Origin of the sequence: Corallococcus exiguus (assembly GCF_009909105.1) — a bacterium.
In the GTDB taxonomy this organism is placed as follows: domain Bacteria; phylum Myxococcota; class Myxococcia; order Myxococcales; family Myxococcaceae; genus Corallococcus; species Corallococcus exiguus.
The window spans coordinates 780117-797820 of record NZ_JAAAPK010000003.1 but is presented as its reverse complement, the minus strand read 5'-3'; the positions used below and the strand labels follow the sequence as shown (position 1 = coordinate 797820).

Genomic DNA, 17704 nt, shown 5'->3' with positions numbered 1-17704 from the left:
GGGGCAGGAGGAGCGGGTGGGAGCCTACTTCTTCGGGGCCGGAGCCGGGGGCGCCGTGTGCGGCGCGGGCTCGGGGGCCGGGGCCGGCGTGGGGGCCGGAGCCGGCTCGCGGGCCTTCTGGGCCTCGGTCGTGATGACCTGGTCCATGGCCTGCCCCAGCGACTTGTGGGCGGTGACGCCCGGCTGGTCACCCCAGCCGTTCTTCAGCGCCTGGTGCTGGCCGCCAAGCTTCTCCGCCGCGCGCCAGTCCTGTTCGAACAGGCGCTGGTTCACGATGCCAATCTCGTACTGGCCCACCGCGGCGGGGCGGGGGGGAGGACCGTCCGGCTGGGCATCCTGCATGGTGACGACCTGGATGCGCCAGGCCCACACCGCGCCCACGAAGAAGAGGATCATGGCGCCCACACCGACGCCGATGATCTTCCCCATGACCAGATGGTCTTCCTCGGCGGCGACGCCATGCGCGCCGACGATGACCCGCGATTCGACTTCGGACTGGGTCTTCTTCATGGCTGCACGTACCTCAGGGACTCCGCGATGTAGGGGTCCTTCACCGGGAACGTGTACTTGTTGCGCGCCCGGTACAGGGCGTAACCCACCGAGACTCCGCCCACGCCCACGAAGGCCGTGATGAGCGTCCAGTGGAACGTCGGACCGGCCTCACCGGAGAACGCCGGCCAGATGAGCCAATACAGGTCCACGGCGTGCATGAGAAGCATGTAGACGGCGGCGATGGCCAGGGTCCCGGTCTTCTCCTTCAGCTTGCGTGACAGCAGCGTGAAGAACGGCAGCACGAAGTGGCCGAAGAAGATGACCAGGGAGACGCCGCGCCACGGGCCGTACATGCGCAGGCCGTACCAGGGGGCCTCTTCCGGGATGTTGGCGATCCACACCAGCAGGAACTGGGAGAAGCCGATGTAGGCCCAGAACGCCGTGAAGGCGAAGATGAGCTTGCCCAGGTTGTGGTAGTGCGGCGTCTTCACCAGGCTGCCGTACAGGTCCTTGCCCTGGGCCCGGATCGTGGCCAGCGTGAGGACGCAGAAGGCGGCCAGGAAGCTGCCGGCGAAGTAGTAGACGCCGAAGATGGTGGACTGCCACAGCGGGGTGAGGCTCATCAGCCAGTCGAAGGACGCGAAGGTGATGGTCAGCGCCAGGAAGGGCAGGGCGCCCGGGGAGAAGCGGCGCTGCTTGACGGTGAGCTCCAGCCCGCCCACCTCGTCCTGCTGGGTGCTCCATCCGTACAGCCGCTGGGAGACGAAGATCCACACCGCGAAGTAGATGACCTGGCGGACGGCGAAGAAGGTCCCGTTCAGGTAGTGGGCCTTCTTATGCGACAGGTGCTCCACCTCGATGCCGTGGATATGGGCGGCCAGCGGCGAGCCATCCACCCAGGGGTACATGTGCTTCATCATGGGGATGAAGGCGAGGATGAGCACCGCGAAGACGGGCACCGCGATGGACATCGTCTCCATGGCGCGGCGCAGGACGATGGGCCACTTCGCCTTCGCCGTGTGGAAGATGGCCAGCATGATGAGGGCGGACACGCTGATGCCGACCCAGTAGGTGAAGCCCAAGAGGTAGCTGAAGCTGGTCGCCTCGGGGTTCATGAAGAAGCCCACGGCGGTGAGCACGAGGCCCACCACGCCCAGGCCGAACGCGGGCACCATCAGCTTGGGCGTGCCGGTGTAGCGCTCCATGGCAGTCATCGGTTCTCCTGCGGGACGGGCTGCGTCCCGGCGGTGCTGCGAGCGGCCTGCAGCGCGCGCACATAGGCGACGACGGCCCAGCGCTCACGCGTGTCGAGCTCACCCGAGAAGGACGGCATGACGCCGTAGCCCTCGTTGATGGCGGTGTAGAAGTGGCCGGCCGGCTTGTCCGCGAGCTCCAGCAGGGACGGCGGCAGGCGCAGCGCCATGTTCTCCGCGACGACGCTGTTGCCGTCGCCGAGCACGCCATGGCACTGCGAGCAGACGATGTTGTACTTCTTCTGGCCAAGCTCCAGCAGGTGCTTGTCCACCGGCAGCGGGATGGCGTTCACGGCCACGCCGTTGGCGCGGCCCGTGGAGATGCCCGGGTTGCCCACCGGCCGCTCGCGCGGGACGGTGCCGGCGGGGGGCACGCGCATGGCGCGCCCGTCCGGCCAGAACTCGGACGTCTCGTAGTACTCGTACTTGGCCTGGTGCTCCATGCGCTGGAGGAACTCAGAGCTGACATTGCAGCCCGTGAGCGCGGCGAGCCCGGCGGCGGGGATGAGCCACCTCATTCGTTCTCTCCCGACACGACGGTCACGTGGGTCGCGCCCAGGGCCGTCAGCTGGTTCTTGACGTCCGCGGCGTCCGTCCCCGTGGGGTGCGGGATGCTCAGCCAGAAGCCGTGCGTGGACGCGCTGCGGAACTCTTCCGACTCGAAGGCCGGGTGGTAGGGCTGCGGCAACTTACTCAGGCCGAGCAGGCCGAAGAAGATGCCGAAAGCGGCGAACAGCACGCTCAACTCGAACGTGATGGGCACCCAGGCCGGGAGGCTCAGCAGCGGACGGCCGCCGACGTTGAGCGGGTAGTCGACGGTGTTCATCCACGTCTGCATCGTGAGGGCGGTCACCATGCCGGTGAGGCCGCCGCCCAGGGCGATGAAGGGCATGCGAGAGGGCGGCAGACCGAGGGCCTCCGACCCGCCGTGCAGCGGGTACGGGGAGTAGGTGTCCATCCCCTGGAAGCCCTTCTCGCGCATCTGCTGCGTGGCGGAGACGAGGGCTTCCGGGGTGGCGAACTCGGCCATCACCCAGGAATCAAGGACCTTGGCTTCCATGATGCTAGTGCGCTCCGTGGGTGGCCGCGGCGTCCGAGCCGTGGTGTCCGTTGCCATGGGCGGCGTGGGCGGCGTGCTTGAGCTCCAGCTGGAGCTCCTTCACCTCGCTCACCGCGACGGCGGGAACGAACTTGAGGAACAGGAGGAACAGGGTGCCGAACAGGCCCAGCGTGCCGATGTAGATGCACCAGTCCACCCAGGTGGGCGTGTAGATGTCCCACGAGGAGGGCAGGAAGTCCTGCGACAGCGACGTCACGATGATGATGAAGCGCTCGCACCACATGCCGATGTTCACCGCGATGGACGCCACCCACATGATGGGGATGCTGGTGCGGGCCTTCCTGAACCAGAAGATGTTCGGGGTGATGACGTTGCAGGCGATCATCAGCCAGTACACGCCGGCGTAGGGGCCCGTGGCGCGGTTCACGTAGAAGGTCCAGAACTCGTACTGGTTCATGGAGTACCAGGCGATGAAGTGCTCCATCATGTACCCGTAGGACACGATGAGGCCCGTCGCGAGGATGACCTTGTTCATGTTCTCCAGGTGGCGGTCGGTAATCACGTCCCGGAGGCCCAGGTACTTGCGGGCGGGGACGATGAGCGTGATGACCATCGCGAAGCCGCTGAACACGGCGCCGGCCACGAAGTAGGGCGGGAAGATGGTCGCGTGCCAGCCCGGAATCTGGGACACGGCGAAGTCGAACGACACGATGGTGTGCACGGACACCACGAGCGGCGTCGAGAGGCCGGCGAGCAGCAGGTAGCCAACCTTGTAGTTGTGCCAGTGACGGCCGGAGCCGCGCCAGCCGAGCGCGAAGAGGCCGTAGATGGTGCGCTGCAGCTTGCCCTTGGACGAGTCACGCAGGGCCGCCAGGTCCGGGATGAGGCCCACGTACCAGAAGAGCGCGGACACCGTGAGGTATGTGGAGATGGCGAACACGTCCCACACGAGCGGCGAGCGGAACTGCGCCCAGGCGCCCAGGGTGCTGGGGTAGGGGAACAGCCAGAAGGCGAACCAGGGACGGCCCGTGTGGAGCAGCGGGAACAGGCCGGCGCACATGACCGCGAACAGCGTCATGGCCTCCGCGAACCGGTTGATGCTCGTGCGCCACTTCTGCTGGAAGAGCAGGAGGATGGCGGAGATGAGCGTACCGGCGTGGCCGATACCGACCCACCAGACGAAGTTGATGATGTCGAACGCCCAGCCCACCGGCTGGTTGTTGCCCCACACGCCGATGCCGCGCGCGAGGGTGTACGTGACACCAACGACCAGGAGGCCCAGCGCCGCGGACGTGATGCCCAGCAGCATGAACCAGCCCTTGCCGGGCTTGCGCCAGACATGGTCGAGCAGGGTTTCATTGAGGGACTTGTCGTCGTGGTGCGGCGCGACGAGGTCCCGGGGCTCGAGGGGGTCGAGCGGGAGTGCGTGTGCGGTCTCGGCCATGACGGTCAGTGACCTCCTTCATGCGCCGGCGCGGCTTCAGCAGGGGCGGCGGGCACGAGGGCAGGGTTGGGGTTGCGCAGGCGGATGAGGTGGGCGGTGCGGGGGCGGGTGCCCAGCTCGTGCAGGAGCCGGTAGGCACGCTCGTCCTCGTGGAGCTGGGTGACGCGCTGGGCGGGGTCCGCCAGGGAGCCGAAGGCGATGGCCTGCGTGGGGCAGGTCTGCTGGCACGCCGTCTGGAGCTCCTTCTCCTGGATGAGGCGCTTCTCGACGCGCGCGTTGATGCGGACGCGCTCGATGCGCTGCACGCAGTAGGTGCACTTCTCCATGACGCCGCGGTTGCGCACCGTGACGTCCGGGTTCATCAGCATCTTCTCGGTCGGCGTCTTGCCCTGCGTGTAGTGCAGGTAGTTGAAGCGGCGGACCTTGTACGGGCAGTTGTTGGAGCAGTACCGCGTGCCGATGCAGCGGTTGTACACCATGTCGTTGAGGCCCTCGTCCGAGTGCACGGTGGCGTTCACCGGGCAGACGTACTCGCAGGGGGCCTTCTCGCAGTGCACGCACGCGACGGGCTGCATGACCATGGCGGGGTCGTTCTCATCGCCCTGGAAGTAGCGGTCGATGCGCAGCCAGTTCATCTCACGGCCGCGGCCCACCTGCTCCTTGCCGACGACGGGGATGTTGTTCTCCGCCTGGCACGCCACGACGCACGCGTTGCAGCCCGTGCAGCGCGACAGGTCGATGGACATGCCCCACTTGTAGCCCTCCTGCGGCGTCTTGGCGTAGTCGAAGTCGGGCAGGTTGTTCTGCTTGCCCAGCTCGTACTTGGCCTGGACGCGCTCCAGCGTGTGCGCCGTCTCCTTCGACGGGTGCGCAAGCTCGCTGACGGACATGTCGAGCGCCAGCGGGCGGCCCTCCATGCGCCAGTGGTACTGGGTGCGGGAGAACTTGTGGCTGCCGCGGACCTTGGTCAGCTTCGCGCCGCCGTCGAACCAGGGGGCGTTCGTGGTGCGCAGCAGGTTGGCGTTGAAGCCCACGCCCTTGGCCACGACCTCGTGGAGGCCGGTGCGGCCGTAGCCCAGCGCCACGGTGACGGTGTCGTCCGCGTTGCCGGGGAGGACGCTGACGGGGACCTGCAGCTTGCGGCCGCCGTACTCCAGCTCCGCGACGTGGCCGTTCTCCAGGCCCAGCTTCTTGGCCGTGGCAGGGCTGAGGATGGCGGCGTTGTCCCAGACGATCTTCGTGATGGGGTCCGGCGTCTCCTGGAGCCACGCGTTGTTGGCGAAGCGGCCGTCCAGCAGCTTGTAGTCGTGGACGAAGTTGATCTCCAGCTCACCGGCCGCGGGCGGCTGGTAGGCGGCGACCAGCGCGTTGGCGGCGCCCGCATCTGGGGTCGCGGTCGTCAGCGCGGAGGCGACGCTGCCGGGCACGACGCCCTCGGAGACCCAGGTCTCCCAGCGGGTCTCGAAGTCGGCGCGGCCGGCCTCGCCACCCTGCGCGGTCCAGTAGTCGCGGAGGATCTGGTAGGCGGGGCGGAAGGGCTCGTCGAGGAACAGCGCGTACAGCTCCGCTTCCGGCACGCCGTTGAAGAGCGGCTGGATGAGGGGCTGCGCGATGCTGACGGTGCCGTCCACCGCGCGGCCGTCGCTCCAGGTCTCCAGCTGGTGCGCCAGGGGCACGAACCAGTCGGCGAACTTGGAGGTCTCGTCCTCGTAGTGGCCAGCGTACAGAACGGACAGCGCCTTGCGGTTGGCGTTCTGCTTGGGGTCCAGCACCTCCGCCAGGCCCGCGTCCACCGGCAGGGCGTAGACGGGGTTGGTGGCGGTGATGACCAGCGTGTCCACCTTGCCGGCCTTGATGTCCGCGACCAGGGCGCTGATCTCCGACAGGCCCGAGGCCTCCGGAGCGGCGGCCGGGACGAGCTTCACGGTGGTGCCCACGTTGCCCAGCGCGCCGTTGATGGCCTGCGCCAGCGCGTGCACGGCGGCGGGCTGGCGCTCACCGGCGAGCACCACGGAGCGGCCGGCCTTGGACTTGAGGTCCTGGGCCACGGCCTGCACCCACGACTGGGTCTCCGGGCTCAGCGAGCCGGCCTTGCCGGACGCGGCGGCGCCCAGGCTGGCGGCGGCGCCACCCACGGCCTGAGCCAGCGCGGCGGCGACGGCGAAGACCTCGGAGGACTTCACGCGCTTGCGGTGGTCCGCCATGCCGCCGGTGATCGACATGCGCGATTCGGCGACGTACAGGCGGTTGAGCTCGCCGTTCTTCGGGTCGCGGCGGTCCGCGAACTGGCGGTTGAGGGCCAGGTTCTCCGGGCGGCTCTCCAGGAAGTCCGCGTCCAGGGAGACGATGACGTCCGCGCGGGTCAGGTCGTAGAGGGCCTGGACCGGCTGGCCGAACAGCGCGCGGTTCGCCTCGCCAGAGGCGGAGTCCGTGATGGACGAGAACGCGTGGAAGCGCGCGTTGGGCAGCTTCTTCTGGATGCGGCCCGTCACGTCGCGCAGCATCGGGGAGCTGATGGGCTCCGTGAGGAAGCGCAGGCGGCTGCCGCCGTCGGCTACGGCCCTCTGGCTGACGAGGGAGGAGATGTCCTCGGCCAGAACGCGCAGCGAGCGGGGGTTGTTGCCCTGGCGCAGCACGCGGGCGCGCTGCGGGTCATAGAGCGAGAGCAGGAACGCCTGCTCGAAGACGCCGGCAGCGCCCTGGTTGATGGGGTGCTGGGGGTTGCCTTCGATCTTCACCGGGCGGCCTTCGCGCGCGGTGATCAGCAGGCCGGAGGTGTGGCCTCCGAGCGTCATGCCGGACGCGTAGTGCAGCGGGTTGCCGGGGGTCACTTCCGGCGGCGTCTTCGTGTACGCCACCATCCGCTCGTCCTGCGGACGGGTGCTGCACGCGGTGGCGCCGGCCAGGGCGAGCGACGCGCCCATCAGCTGCATGAACTCGCGGCGGGCGAAGCCGGTGGGGGGAAGGTCCGCGCCGACGGGGAATTCCGGGCGGGTCTCCTCCAGGAACTCCGGCGTGGCGAGCTTCTCCTCCAGGCCGAGCCAGTACGTCTTGCCGTACGCGCCCTCCGCGGCAACGGCGCGGGTGGAGGCGTGGTCGAGCGCTTCGCCCACGACATCGTCGTGGGAGTGCGCGTGGGGGGCGGCCTCGTTGCGGCCCGAGACGACCGGGAGCGCGAAGGACGAGGGGGTTTCCTGCGCGGGCGCGCTGTCAGGCTTGGTGTTCATCGGTGGCATGTGGAGCAGCTCGTGCGCGAGTGAACGTCGTATTCCTTGATGAGCGTCTCGGCGAGGGCCTCGGCCTCCGCCTTCGCCGCGGGGGGCGCCCAGGTCATGCTGGTGATGAACTCCGGGGGCCGGAGGTTGGGGCCGGGGTTGCGGTGGCAATCCAGGCACCAGCTCATCGTCAGCGGGGCGGACTGCTCGATGGCGCCCATCTGGTCCACTCGGCCGTGGCAGGTGGCGCAGCCGACGCCCTTGCCCACGTGGATGGAGTGGTTGAAGTAGACGAAGTCCGGCAGGTTGTGGACGCGGACCCAGGGGATGGGCTGGTCGGCGAAGAACGCCTTGCGGACCTCGGTGAGGTACGGGCTCTTGTTCCACACCTGCGCGTGGCAGGACATGCACACGGTGGTGGAGGGGATGCCCGCCGACGGGGATTTCTCCACCGACCAATGGCAGTAGCGACAGTCGATCTGCTCGTCACCGGCGTGGTGCCGGTGGTCGAACTCGATGGGCTGTTCCACCGGGCGCGCCTGATTGGTCACGAGCGGAGAGCGCACGTAGGCCAAGAGGCCGCCGATGGCGATGGCGGGCACGGCGAGGAGCATCGCGGCCGACAGGCGCGACACCGTATTCGTCCAGCGTGGGAAGAGAGGGCCGCTCATACCAGGACCAGGGGCAAGGGGACTGAAGGCGACATGAAAGCAGGGGTGGACGCGGGGAAACCGTTCGGCGCGGAAGTCAGGGGGGCCGTCCCGGTCCCGGTGGACCGGGCGGGCGGTGGCTCCTGGCGCTCAGACGGCAAGGCAGTCACGTCCAACGAACCTCTAGGATGGTGCCGTGGGCGCGGGTCCCTCATGAACTTCCCGACCCAATGCGGCGCGGGACCATCATTCATGAGCACGGCAGTGTCAACCATTCTGTGGGGAGTGGGAATAAGGAGCGCTTAGCACCTTCTGGGGCGGTTGCGACAAGTTGCCCGCGCGCGGTGATGAATCCCGCTTCTGGCGATCGGAAGGGAGCTTTGCGCGAGGAGACTCCTCCCTCTGGGATCAATCCCTTTCAGGGCGCGCGCTACAGGGTGCGACGGTCCGCGCCGCGCATGAATCGGGGCTACTGGGAGTCCGTGTCGACGGGGTCGCGGGTGTCATCGGTGGCGATGATCCGGAGGACGCGGCGGCGTTCGGCCTGGCTCATGGCGCTAGACCTCCACCACCGCGGTGCCGGCGATGGCGTAGACGCGGTCCTTCCTTCCCCGCCGTACGTCCATACCGCCCGTGAAGGCGCTGAACGCGGGCAGGACGCCCACGCCGGGGCCCAGGTGGAAGCAGGGCAGCCGCAGCCGGTCCGCTCCGCCCGACAGCCGCACCATGGGGTGGAGGTGCCCGGCCCAGACGTAGCGTCCGGTGGCCGGCTCCGAGTGGTGGGCGAAGCGGAACGGGCCTTCGTCTAATACCTCCGCGCGGTCCTCCATCCTCCAGGAGGGCGGAAGGGTCCGCACGTGGCGGTCATGGTTGCCGCGTATCAGCACGACTTCTAGTGATGCATGAGCTTCGCGCCAGGTATTCACGCGGCTGATGACGTCCGCGGTGAGCCCCTGGCGCGAGTGCACGAGGTCCCCCACCAATAAGAGTCGCCGGGCGCTGGTGGCGGTGAGGGCGGCTGAGAGGCGGGCCAGGTCGTCATCCAGGACCCCCAGGGGGAGAGGGATGCCGTGCTGCTGGAAGGACTCCGTCTTGCCCCAATGCAGGTCGGCCACCGCGAGCACGCCGGCCTCGGGCCAGTGCAAGGCCCGTTCCGGGAGCAGCTCCACGTCCACGTCCGCTACGCGGGTCTGGCATCGGCCTGGGACCATCGCTCCTTGAGGCGCTGCACGCGGTCCAGCAGGGATTCGTTGGACACGCTTGCGCTGATGCGCTCGACGACGAGCGGGAAGCCCAGCGGCGAGGGCCGGTGGACATGGACGACTTCGACGGGGTGCGCCTCCAGGCGCTCCAGGGTGCGCGCGAGCCGGCCCTGTTCGAACTGATGTTCCAGGACCTCGCGGCGGGCCTGGCGCAAGAGGAGGTTGTCCGGGTCGTACTTCACGAAGACGTCATAGAGGAGCGCGGCGCTGGCCTGGACCTGGCGGGTGGATTTGCGCGCTCCGGGCAGGCCCGGCATCACCAGTCCGGCCACACGGGCGATGTCGCGGAACTGCCGGCGCGCGAGCTCGCTCAGGTTCACGCTCTCCAGGATGTCCTCCACCAGGTGCTCGCGGGTGAAGAGGGCCGGGCGCAGGGCTTCATCGAAGGGGAACGGCGTGGAGGTGAGCAGCTCCAGGCCGTAGTCGTTCACGGACAGGCTGAAGGTGGCCTTCTGCAGGCGCGTGAGGCGCAGGGCGAGGAGCGCCGCCAGGCCTTCGTGCACGAGACTTCCTTCAAAGGGATAAAGGAAGAGGTGGTAGCCGTCCCGCGTGCGGCAGGTCTCCGCCAGACAGCGGCCATCGCCGGGGATGCGGGACAGGCGGGCCTGTGCGTCGAGGATGGGCCATGCGGCGGCGACCTCGTCGCGGGTGACGTCGCCCTGGCGCGCGGCCTCCAGCGTGCGGCGCATCGCGGACGCGAGCGAGGTGGACAGGGGCAGGCGGCTGCCGCCCCAGCGTGGCGTCTGGGTGGCCTTGGCCTTCGCGGGCTTCACGTACGCCGTCATGTCCTTGAAGCGGCTGAACTCCAGCCGGCGGCCCGCGAAGAGGAAGGTGTCTCCAGGCTTCAGGCGGCTGACGTAGGACTCCTCCACCGTGCCCAGGGTTCCGCCGCTCCAGTAGCGCAGCTGCACGGATGCGTCCGACGTGATGGTTCCGATGTTGAGCCGGTGCAGCCGGGCGAGGCGCGCGTCGGGCACGCGGAAGCGGCCGTCCACCTCCACCACGCGGCGGAACTCCGGGTAGGCGCGCAGCGTGGGGCCTCCTTCGCGCACCAGGGTGAGGGCCCAGTCGAACTCCTCGTCGGTGAGGGACGCGTAGCTCGTGGCGGTGCGGACCTCGTCGCGCAGTGCCTCGCGGGTGAAGCCTCCTCCCAGTGCGCACGTCACCAGGTGCTGGGCCAGCACGTCGAGCGGCTTGGACAAGGGCGTGCGCGGCTCCACTTCGCGGCGCGCGATGGCGTCTCGGGCGGCGGCCATCTCCACCAGTTCGAGCGCATGCGTGGGGACGAAGAGGATGCGGCACGTGGCTCCGGGACGGTGCGCGCTGCGGCCCGCGCGTTGGAGCGTGCGGCCGATGCCCTTGGGACTTCCTATCTGGATGACTCGCTCCACCGGGCCGAAGTCCACGCCCAGGTCCAGCGAGGACGTGCACACGACGAGGCGCAGGCTCCCGTCCTTGAGGCCTCCTTCCACGCGCTCTCGCTCCTCGCGGTCGATGGAACCATGGTGCAGCGCGAGCAGGTGTTCCCATTCGGGGCGCAGGAAGCGCAGTCCTTCGAACCAGCGCTCCGCCTGTGAGCGGGTGTTGGTGAAGAGGAGTGTGGACTGCGTGGGGTCCAGCCAGTCCGCCACGCGTGGGAGCATGGTGAAGCCCAGGTGCCCGGCCCACGGGAAGGTGTCCACCTCCTCTGGCAGCAGCGTCTCCACGTGCACGGGGCGCTGCAGATCCGCGCTGACCAGCGTGGGCTTGCGGTCCGTGCCCACGACGGTGCGCGCGGCCTCCTCCAGATTGGCGAGCGTGGCGGACAGCGCCCAGATGCGCAGGCCCGGAGCGAAGTGGCGCAGGCGGGCCAGGGCCAGCTCCACCTGGGTGCCTCGCTTGGATGCGAGCAGTTCGTGCCACTCGTCCACGATGACGGCGCGCAGTGAGGCGAAGTTCTCCGCGGCCTGCTCCTGGGTCAGCAGCAGTGACAGGGATTCCGGCGTGGTGATGAGGACCTGAGGCAGACGTTCGCGCTGCCGTTGGCGCACGGAAGAGGATGTGTCGCCTGTGCGGCTCTCCACCTCCAGGTCCGCGTCCAATGCCATCAGCGGTTCGCGCAGGGCCTGCTCCACGTCACGTGATACGGCTCGCAGTGGCGTGAGGTAGAGGATTTGGAGGCCCTTCTGGTTGCGCTCCGCTACGTCCGCCAGCGGGCCGAGGTATGCCGCGTAGGTCTTTCCCGCGCCGGTGGGCACGTGGATGAGGCCGCTGTCTCCTCTCGCGTAGGCGGCCCACGCTTCTTCCTGGAAGGCATAGGGTGTCCAGCCCTTGGAGGCGAACCACTGGCGGAGTTGATCCCTCGGTGTGCCCTTGTATGGGGATGGGCTTCGGGGCGCGGAACGCTTCGCACGGGTTCTGGTGGGCTTCGGTGATTCGGTCTGCTTTTCCGGCGCGTGCTTGCCGCGCATGCGATTGCGGCGGGGCCTAGTGGGCTGCATGAAGCAGCCCCTTCAACGAGTCGAGCGTGTCCGCGTCCCTGGCCGTCTTGTCCGCGCGCCAGCGGGCGATGCGTGGGAAGCGCAGGGCGATGCCTGACTTGTGGCGCGGGGACGGGGCGATGGCTTCGAAGTGCAGCTCGAACACCTGCTCCGGATCCACCGAGCGCACCGGGCCGAACTTCTCCCGCGTGTGGGCGCGGATCCACCGGTCCAGCTTGCCAATCTCCTCGTCGGTGAGGCCCGAGTAGGCCTTCGTCACCGGGAGCAGGTCCTCGCCGTTCCACACCGCGAAGGTGTAGTCCGTGTAGAGCGACGAGCGCCGGCCGTGACCTGGATGCGCGTAGAGCAGCACCGCGTCCACGGTGTACGGATCGATCTTCCACTTCCACCAATCGCCGCGCTTGCGCCCCGTCTGGTACACCGAGTCCAGGCGCTTGAGCATCAGGCCTTCGACGTTGCGGGCTCGCGACTCCTTGCGTAGCTCCGCCAGTTCTTCCCACGAAGTGGCTGTCACCGTGGGGGAGATGGGAAAGCGCGGGTGGTCCTTGAGCAGGACTTCCAGGCGCATGCGGCGCTCGCGCAGGGGCAGTTCTCGCAAGTCCTTTCCGTCCTGCTCCAGCAGGTCGTAGACGACGAACGCGGCGGGGGCCTCCGCCAGCACCTTGGGCGTGAGCTTCTGTCTGCCAATGCGGCGCTGGAGCCGGGCGAAGGGCAGGGGGACTCCGTCCTCGTAGGCCATCACCTCGCCGTCGAGCACCGTGCCTTCGGGCAGGGCCCGTGCGGCTCCGGTGATTTCGGGGAAGCGTTCGGTGATCAGCTCCTCGCCCCGGCTCCAGAGAAACACCTCGCCCTGGCGTCGGATGAGTTGGCCCCGGATGCCGTCCCACTTCCATTCGACGAGCCAGTCGCTCAATTCGCCCAGGGACTCCGCTGGCTGCTCCAGCGGCGACGCGAGGTAATACGGATATGGGCGCGACACGTGCCCGTCCGATACGTCCGGCGCCACGAGCTGTTCGAAGAACGCCTTCGTCGGCGTCCACGTGCCCATCAGCCGGTGCGCCACGCTGGGCGGGGGCAGGCCGGTGACCTGCGCGATGGCTCGCACCACCAGCGTGTTGGACACGCCCACGCGCAATTCGCCTGTGAGCATCTTGTTGAGGAGGAACAGCTCGCGGCGGGGCATGGACTTCCACCAGCCCACGACTCGCTCGCGCTGCTCCGCCGCGTCCAGGCCACGCAGGGGCAGCAGGCGCTCTTCCAACCAGCGTGAGAGGGGAAGCTCCTCGGCGTGCTCGGGCGGGAGGTTCGCTCCGTCGAGCAGCAGGGCAATCACCTCCGCCAGGTCTCCCACCGACGCGTAGACCTCGTCGAAGAGCCAGCCCGAGATGCCCGTGAGTTCCTGCGTCCAGCCCACCAGCAGCTTCGACGTGAGCAGTCGCTTGAGCTTCTGACCCGTGAGGAAGAACAGTCCCCAGGCCGCATCCTCTGGTGGCGTCTGCCGGAAGTAGCGCGCCATCGCCTCCACCTTCGCGTTGGTGGAGGTCGTCTGGTCGAGCGTGTCGTAGAGGTCGGCCAGGGCGCGCACGCGTCAGTCCTCCGCTTCGCCCTCGAAGGGCGTGGCGAGCGGCGAGGCATCCACGCCCCGCTCCCGCAGGTAGTGCGACAAGGGGTCGGTGTAGCCGTGCGTGACGAGCACCTTCTCCGCCTGCGTGTCCGCCACCGTGCGCAGCAGGTCCGGCCAGTCCGCGTGGTCGGAGAGCACGAAGCCCCGGTCGTAGCCTCGACGGCGCCGGTTGCCTCGCACGCGCATCCAGCCCGACGCGAAGCCCGTCTCCGCTTCGCCGAAGCGGCGCATCCACGTGGAGCCGGCCGCGCTCGGCGGCGCCAGCACCAGCGCGCCCGCGAAGGACGTGCCCTTCTCTGTCTCCGACACCATCTGCGTGGGCAGCATCGCGATGCCCGCCTCGCGGTACGCGGTGACGAGCCCGTTCACCGCGCCGTGCACGTAGGCCGGCCGGTCCGTGAGCTTCCCCAGCTCCGCCAACAGGCGCTGTGCCTTGCCCAGCGCGTAGCAGAACAGCACCGCGGAGCGGCCCGCCTCGCGGTTCGCGTCCCACCAGCGCAGGATGTCCTGGGCCACGAGGCCCGTCTCATCCCAACGGTAGATGGGCAGGCCGAACGTCGCCTCGGTGATGAAGGTGTTGCAGCGCACCACTTCGAAGGGCGCGCACGTGGGGTCCGGCGTGCGCTTGTAGTCGCCGGAGATGACCCAGACCTCGCCCCGGTGCTCGACGCGGATCTGCGCGCTGCCCAGCACGTGGCCCGCGGGATGGAAGCTCACGGTCGTGTCACCCACGGTCAGCTTCTCGCCGTACTCCAGCGTGTCGATGACCGCGTCCGCTCCCAGGCGGCGCTGCAACAGGCCTCGGCCGGGAGCTGCCCCCAGGTAGCGTTTGCTCCCACTTCGGGCATGGTCGCCGTGCGCGTGCGTGACGAGCGCCCGCTCCACCGGACGCCATGGGTCGATGTGGAAGTTCCCCGCCTGGCAATACAGCCCCTGCGGCGTCACGGAAACCAGCGGCGTTCGTTCCTGGTGGGTCGCGGTGGCCACGGTCCTCTAGAGGTAACGAGGCCTTGGAGCAGGGGCCACCCACGGCCGGACCCTCTCGCGCGCTCCGCTGACAAGGGGGCGGGCGGCCGTCCTGACCCTGCTTGCGCTCCAAACGACGAAGCCAGGGACCAGAGGGCCCCTTGGATGGTGGGCGTGGACAGGGGATAAACCCGGAAACCCCAACCTCGGACCCTTTGTGATGACGCCGTCCGCGCTCCTCTTGTCCCTCTTCCTGACGCAAGAACCGGACTCCGAGACGGTGCTCGAATACCGCGCCGCGATGGCGGAGGAGGGCGCCGCGCCGGCCCCCGAGAGCTTCGAGTTCACCGCCTTCGCGGCGGGGCAGACGGTCTACCTGGGCGTGGACGAGGGGAACCTTCGCGCGAACGCGGCGGCGGACGCGGCCGTGGTCCAGACGTTGATGCTGGGCACGCCCGTGAAGGTGGTGAAGGCGGGGACCCGCGCGAAGGTCGGGGAGTACGTCAACACCTGGTACCAGGTGGCGGTGGTGGACGCGAAGGCTCCCGCCGGTGCCGCTCCCGTCACGGGCTGGGTGTTCGGCAACACGCTCACTCCGTTCCGCATCGAGGCCGACCTGGACGGGGACGGTGAGATGGAAGTGGCCACGGTGGTGATGAGCAACGAGTTCAAGGCTCGCGTGCGCGTGCTGGAGCCGAACGCGAAGCCGCCCCGGCGCGTGAGCAGCGTGGACGTGCAGGTGGCCTCCACGGCCTACGGTGAAGGCCATGGCGGTCCGGTGAAGATGCGCCTGGTCCCCGCGAAGAAGGCGGGCGTGGCGCTGCTGGAGCTGGAGTCCACGCCGGAGCGCTGCGGGGACTTCATCACCACGTACGTGAGCTACACGCAGGCGGACGGGAAGAAGGCGAAGGGCGTGCTCGGCAAGGCGAAGCTCGCGCTGGAGGCGGCCGGGCTGTCGGACGCGCCGAACTTCAGCACCTTCAAGGTGGCCTTCCAGGCGGCCGCGAAGGAGGCCGTGGTGACGCGCAAGACCGTCGAGGAAGAGGAAGAAGGCAAGGCGTGGACGGTTACGGCGCGCGAGGTCTATCAGTGGAATGACGGCGTGTTCACGAAGGTGAAGAAGCCGTAGTCGCAGGGCCCGGAAGGCCGGGCACCCGGGAGCCCCTCCGGGTGAAGGAAGAGGGGGTCAGGGCAATCGACCATGGATGCGCAGGAGCGGAAGGCAGCCTACCGGCAGCGCGCGGAAGCAGGCCAGGCGGTGCCGGTGTCGGTGGAGTTGCCGGCGGACCTGGATACACCGCTGTCGGCATACCTGAAGCTGGGCGGTGGAAGCCGCGGCTTCATCCTCGAGTCGTGCTACGGCGGCGAGCGCTTCGGGCGCTACAGCCACGTGGGCGTGAACCCGGCGGGCCGCGTGCGGCTGGACCGCGACGGGCTCACGTTGTGGCGTGGCTCGCAGGAGGAGCGTCGCGAGGGCCGGCCGCTGGACGTGCTGCGCACGCTGTGGCGCGAGCTGTCCGTGGCGACGCTGCCGGGCGAGGCGCCCTTCCTGGGCGGGCTCGTGGGCTACCTGGGCTACAACGCCACGTCCTGGTTCGAGCCGAGCGTGCCGGACCGCCATCCGCGCGACACGGGCTTCCCGGACTCCGAGTGGCTCATCGCGGAGGACTTCGTCACCCACGACACGCGCACCCAGACGCTCAAGGCCATCGCCATCGCTCGGCCCGCGCTGCACGGCAGTGTCGCGGCGGCGCTGAAGGACGCGGAAGGACGCGCGGAGGCAATGGCGGAGAAGCTGCGCCGGCCGCTGTCGCCGGAGGCCTACGCCGCCGTCCCCGCGCAGAAGAACGCGCCGGCCCCGGTCGCGTGCTGGGACCGCGAGGGCTACGCCCGGGCGGTGGAGAAGGTGCAGGAGTACGTGCGCGCGGGCGACTGCTTCCAGGCGGTGCTCGCGCGCAGGTTCGAGGCGAAGGGCGCCATCCCTCCGCTGTCGCTCTACCGGGCGCTGCGGCGCGTGAATCCGTCTCCGTACCTGTTCCTGGTGGACCTGGGCGAGGCGCGCGCGCTGGTGGGCGCGTCACCGGAGCTGCTGGTGCAGGTGCGCGACGGGGACGTGGTGGTGCGGCCCATCGCGGGCACGCGCCGCCGGGGCGGCTCCGAGGCCGAGGACCAGGCGCTGGAGAAGGAGCTGCTCGCGGACGAGAAGGAGCGCGCCGAGCACATCATGCTGGTGGACCTGGGGCGCAACGACGTGGGCCGGGTGGCCGCGCCGGGCACGGTGCGCATCGAGGACCTGATGATCATCGAGCGCTACAGCCACGTGATGCACATCGTGTCCCAGGTGCGCGGCAAGCTGGACACCACGCGCTTCGACGCGCTGGACGCGCTGGCGAGCACCTTCCCCGCGGGCACTGTTTCAGGCGCGCCGAAGATCCGCGCGATGCAGATCATCGACGAGCTGGAGCCCATGCGGCGCGGGCCCTATGCCGGCGCGGTGGGCTACCTGTCCTTCTGCGGCACGCTGGACGTGGCCATCGCGCTGCGCACCTTCTTCGTGGATGGCGACCGCACCATGTGGACCGCCGGAGCGGGGCTGGTGGCGGACTCGGACCCCATGAAGGAAGCGGACGAGACGGAAGCGAAGGCGGGCGCCATGGCCGCCGCGCTGCGCCTGGCTCGCGAAGGAGGTGGGCGGTGATCCTCGTCATCGACAACTACGACTCGTTCACCTTCAACCTGGTGCAGCTGCTCTACACGCTGGGCGCGGAGGTGAAGGTGGTGCGCAACGACGCGCTGGATGTCGCGGGCATCGCGGCGTCGGGCGCGTCCCACCTGGTGGTGTCCCCGGGGCCGTGCACGCCGCACGAGGCCGGGGTGAGCGTGGCGGCCATCTCCCAGTCTCGCGTGCCCGTGCTGGGCGTGTGTCTGGGGCACCAGTCGATTGGTGCTGCGTTTGGCGGACAGGTGGTGCGCGCGCCGGAGCCCGTGCATGGCAAGGCGGCGCACATCCGGCACGGCGGCACCGGCGTCTTCACCGGCATGCGGCAGGGCTTCCAGGCGGCGCGCTACCACTCGCTGGTGGTGGCGGCGGAGTCCATGCCCGCGGAGTTGGAGGCCACCGCGTGGAGCCAGGATGGCCTGGTGATGGCGCTGCGTCACCGCACGCGGCCGGTGGTGGGCCTGCAGTTCCATCCAGAGAGCGTGCTGACGCCGGAAGGCCCGTCGCTGGTGCGCAACTTCCTGGAGGGGAAGCTGTAG

Annotated in this window: 14 protein-coding genes; 3 read left to right on the top strand and 11 right to left on the bottom strand. The window is 69.1% G+C overall.

The features are described from left to right. Positions 1 to 24: 24 nt before the first annotated feature. The 11 genes from GTZ93_RS14720 to GTZ93_RS14670 form a co-directional block, all read right to left on the bottom strand. Positions 25 to 510, bottom strand: a complete 486-nt coding sequence (locus GTZ93_RS14720) for a hypothetical protein (RefSeq protein WP_161662822.1) — start codon at positions 508 to 510, stop codon at positions 25 to 27. Then, positions 507 to 1706 (bottom strand): hypothetical protein, encoded by a 1200-nt coding sequence (locus GTZ93_RS14715; protein WP_139923760.1) that lies wholly within the window; start codon positions 1704 to 1706, stop codon positions 507 to 509. The genes GTZ93_RS14720 and GTZ93_RS14715 overlap by 4 nt, the downstream gene beginning before the upstream one ends. After that, complete coding sequence (locus GTZ93_RS14710) at positions 1703 to 2263, bottom strand: c-type cytochrome (protein ID WP_121781518.1); 561 nt, start codon at positions 2261 to 2263, stop codon at positions 1703 to 1705. The genes GTZ93_RS14715 and GTZ93_RS14710 overlap by 4 nt, the downstream gene beginning before the upstream one ends. Continuing rightward, on the bottom strand, positions 2260 to 2805 hold the full coding sequence (locus GTZ93_RS14705; RefSeq protein WP_120567452.1) for a DUF3341 domain-containing protein: 546 nt from the start codon (positions 2803 to 2805) through the stop codon (positions 2260 to 2262). Before GTZ93_RS14705 ends, GTZ93_RS14710 begins: the two co-directional genes overlap by 4 nt. A gap of 4 nt (positions 2806 to 2809) precedes the next feature. Next, the gene (gene nrfD / locus GTZ93_RS14700; protein WP_120581528.1) at positions 2810 to 4249 is read right to left on the bottom strand and encodes an NrfD/PsrC family molybdoenzyme membrane anchor subunit; all 1440 of its coding nucleotides are present in this window, start codon (positions 4247 to 4249) and stop codon (positions 2810 to 2812) included. A 5-nt stretch (positions 4250 to 4254) separates the two neighbouring features. Continuing rightward, positions 4255 to 7476 carry a TAT-variant-translocated molybdopterin oxidoreductase gene (locus GTZ93_RS14695; RefSeq protein ID WP_161662860.1) on the bottom strand — a complete coding sequence of 1074 codons (3222 nt, stop codon included), beginning with the start codon at positions 7474 to 7476 and terminating at the stop codon, positions 4255 to 4257. Continuing rightward, entirely contained in the window at positions 7473 to 8135 is a 663-nt protein-coding gene (locus GTZ93_RS14690) for a cytochrome c3 family protein (RefSeq protein WP_120578326.1), read from the bottom strand. Before GTZ93_RS14690 ends, GTZ93_RS14695 begins: the two co-directional genes overlap by 4 nt. Before the next feature lie 536 nt (positions 8136 to 8671). Beyond that, entirely contained in the window at positions 8672 to 9325 is a 654-nt protein-coding gene (gene pdeM / locus GTZ93_RS14685; RefSeq protein WP_139920860.1) for a ligase-associated DNA damage response endonuclease PdeM, read from the bottom strand. After that, complete coding sequence (locus GTZ93_RS14680; RefSeq protein WP_390624876.1) at positions 9295 to 11826, bottom strand: ligase-associated DNA damage response DEXH box helicase; 2532 nt, start codon at positions 11824 to 11826, stop codon at positions 9295 to 9297. Before GTZ93_RS14680 ends, pdeM begins: the two co-directional genes overlap by 31 nt. Positions 11827 to 11842: 16 nt before the next feature. Further along, entirely contained in the window at positions 11843 to 13441 is a 1599-nt protein-coding gene (locus GTZ93_RS14675; protein ID WP_139920864.1) for an ATP-dependent DNA ligase, read from the bottom strand. A 3-nt stretch (positions 13442 to 13444) separates the two neighbouring features. After that, positions 13445 to 14467, bottom strand: coding sequence for a ligase-associated DNA damage response exonuclease (locus tag GTZ93_RS14670; protein WP_120578330.1), 1023 nt, complete (start codon positions 14465 to 14467; stop codon positions 13445 to 13447). Between the two features lie 199 nt (positions 14468 to 14666). On the opposite strand from GTZ93_RS14670, the gene GTZ93_RS14665 reads away from it, so the two are divergent. From GTZ93_RS14665 to GTZ93_RS14655, 3 genes are all read left to right on the top strand, one after another. Beyond that, positions 14667 to 15575 (top strand): SH3 domain-containing protein, encoded by a 909-nt coding sequence (locus GTZ93_RS14665; RefSeq protein ID WP_167548063.1) that lies wholly within the window; start codon positions 14667 to 14669, stop codon positions 15573 to 15575. A gap of 72 nt (positions 15576 to 15647) precedes the next feature. Beyond that, positions 15648 to 17144 carry an anthranilate synthase component I family protein gene (locus GTZ93_RS14660; RefSeq protein WP_139920867.1) on the top strand — a complete coding sequence of 499 codons (1497 nt, stop codon included), beginning with the start codon at positions 15648 to 15650 and terminating at the stop codon, positions 17142 to 17144. Further along, a complete protein-coding gene (locus GTZ93_RS14655; RefSeq protein WP_120567444.1) occupies positions 17141 to 17704 on the top strand; it encodes an anthranilate synthase component II in 564 nt (187 codons plus the stop codon). The genes GTZ93_RS14660 and GTZ93_RS14655 overlap by 4 nt, the downstream gene beginning before the upstream one ends.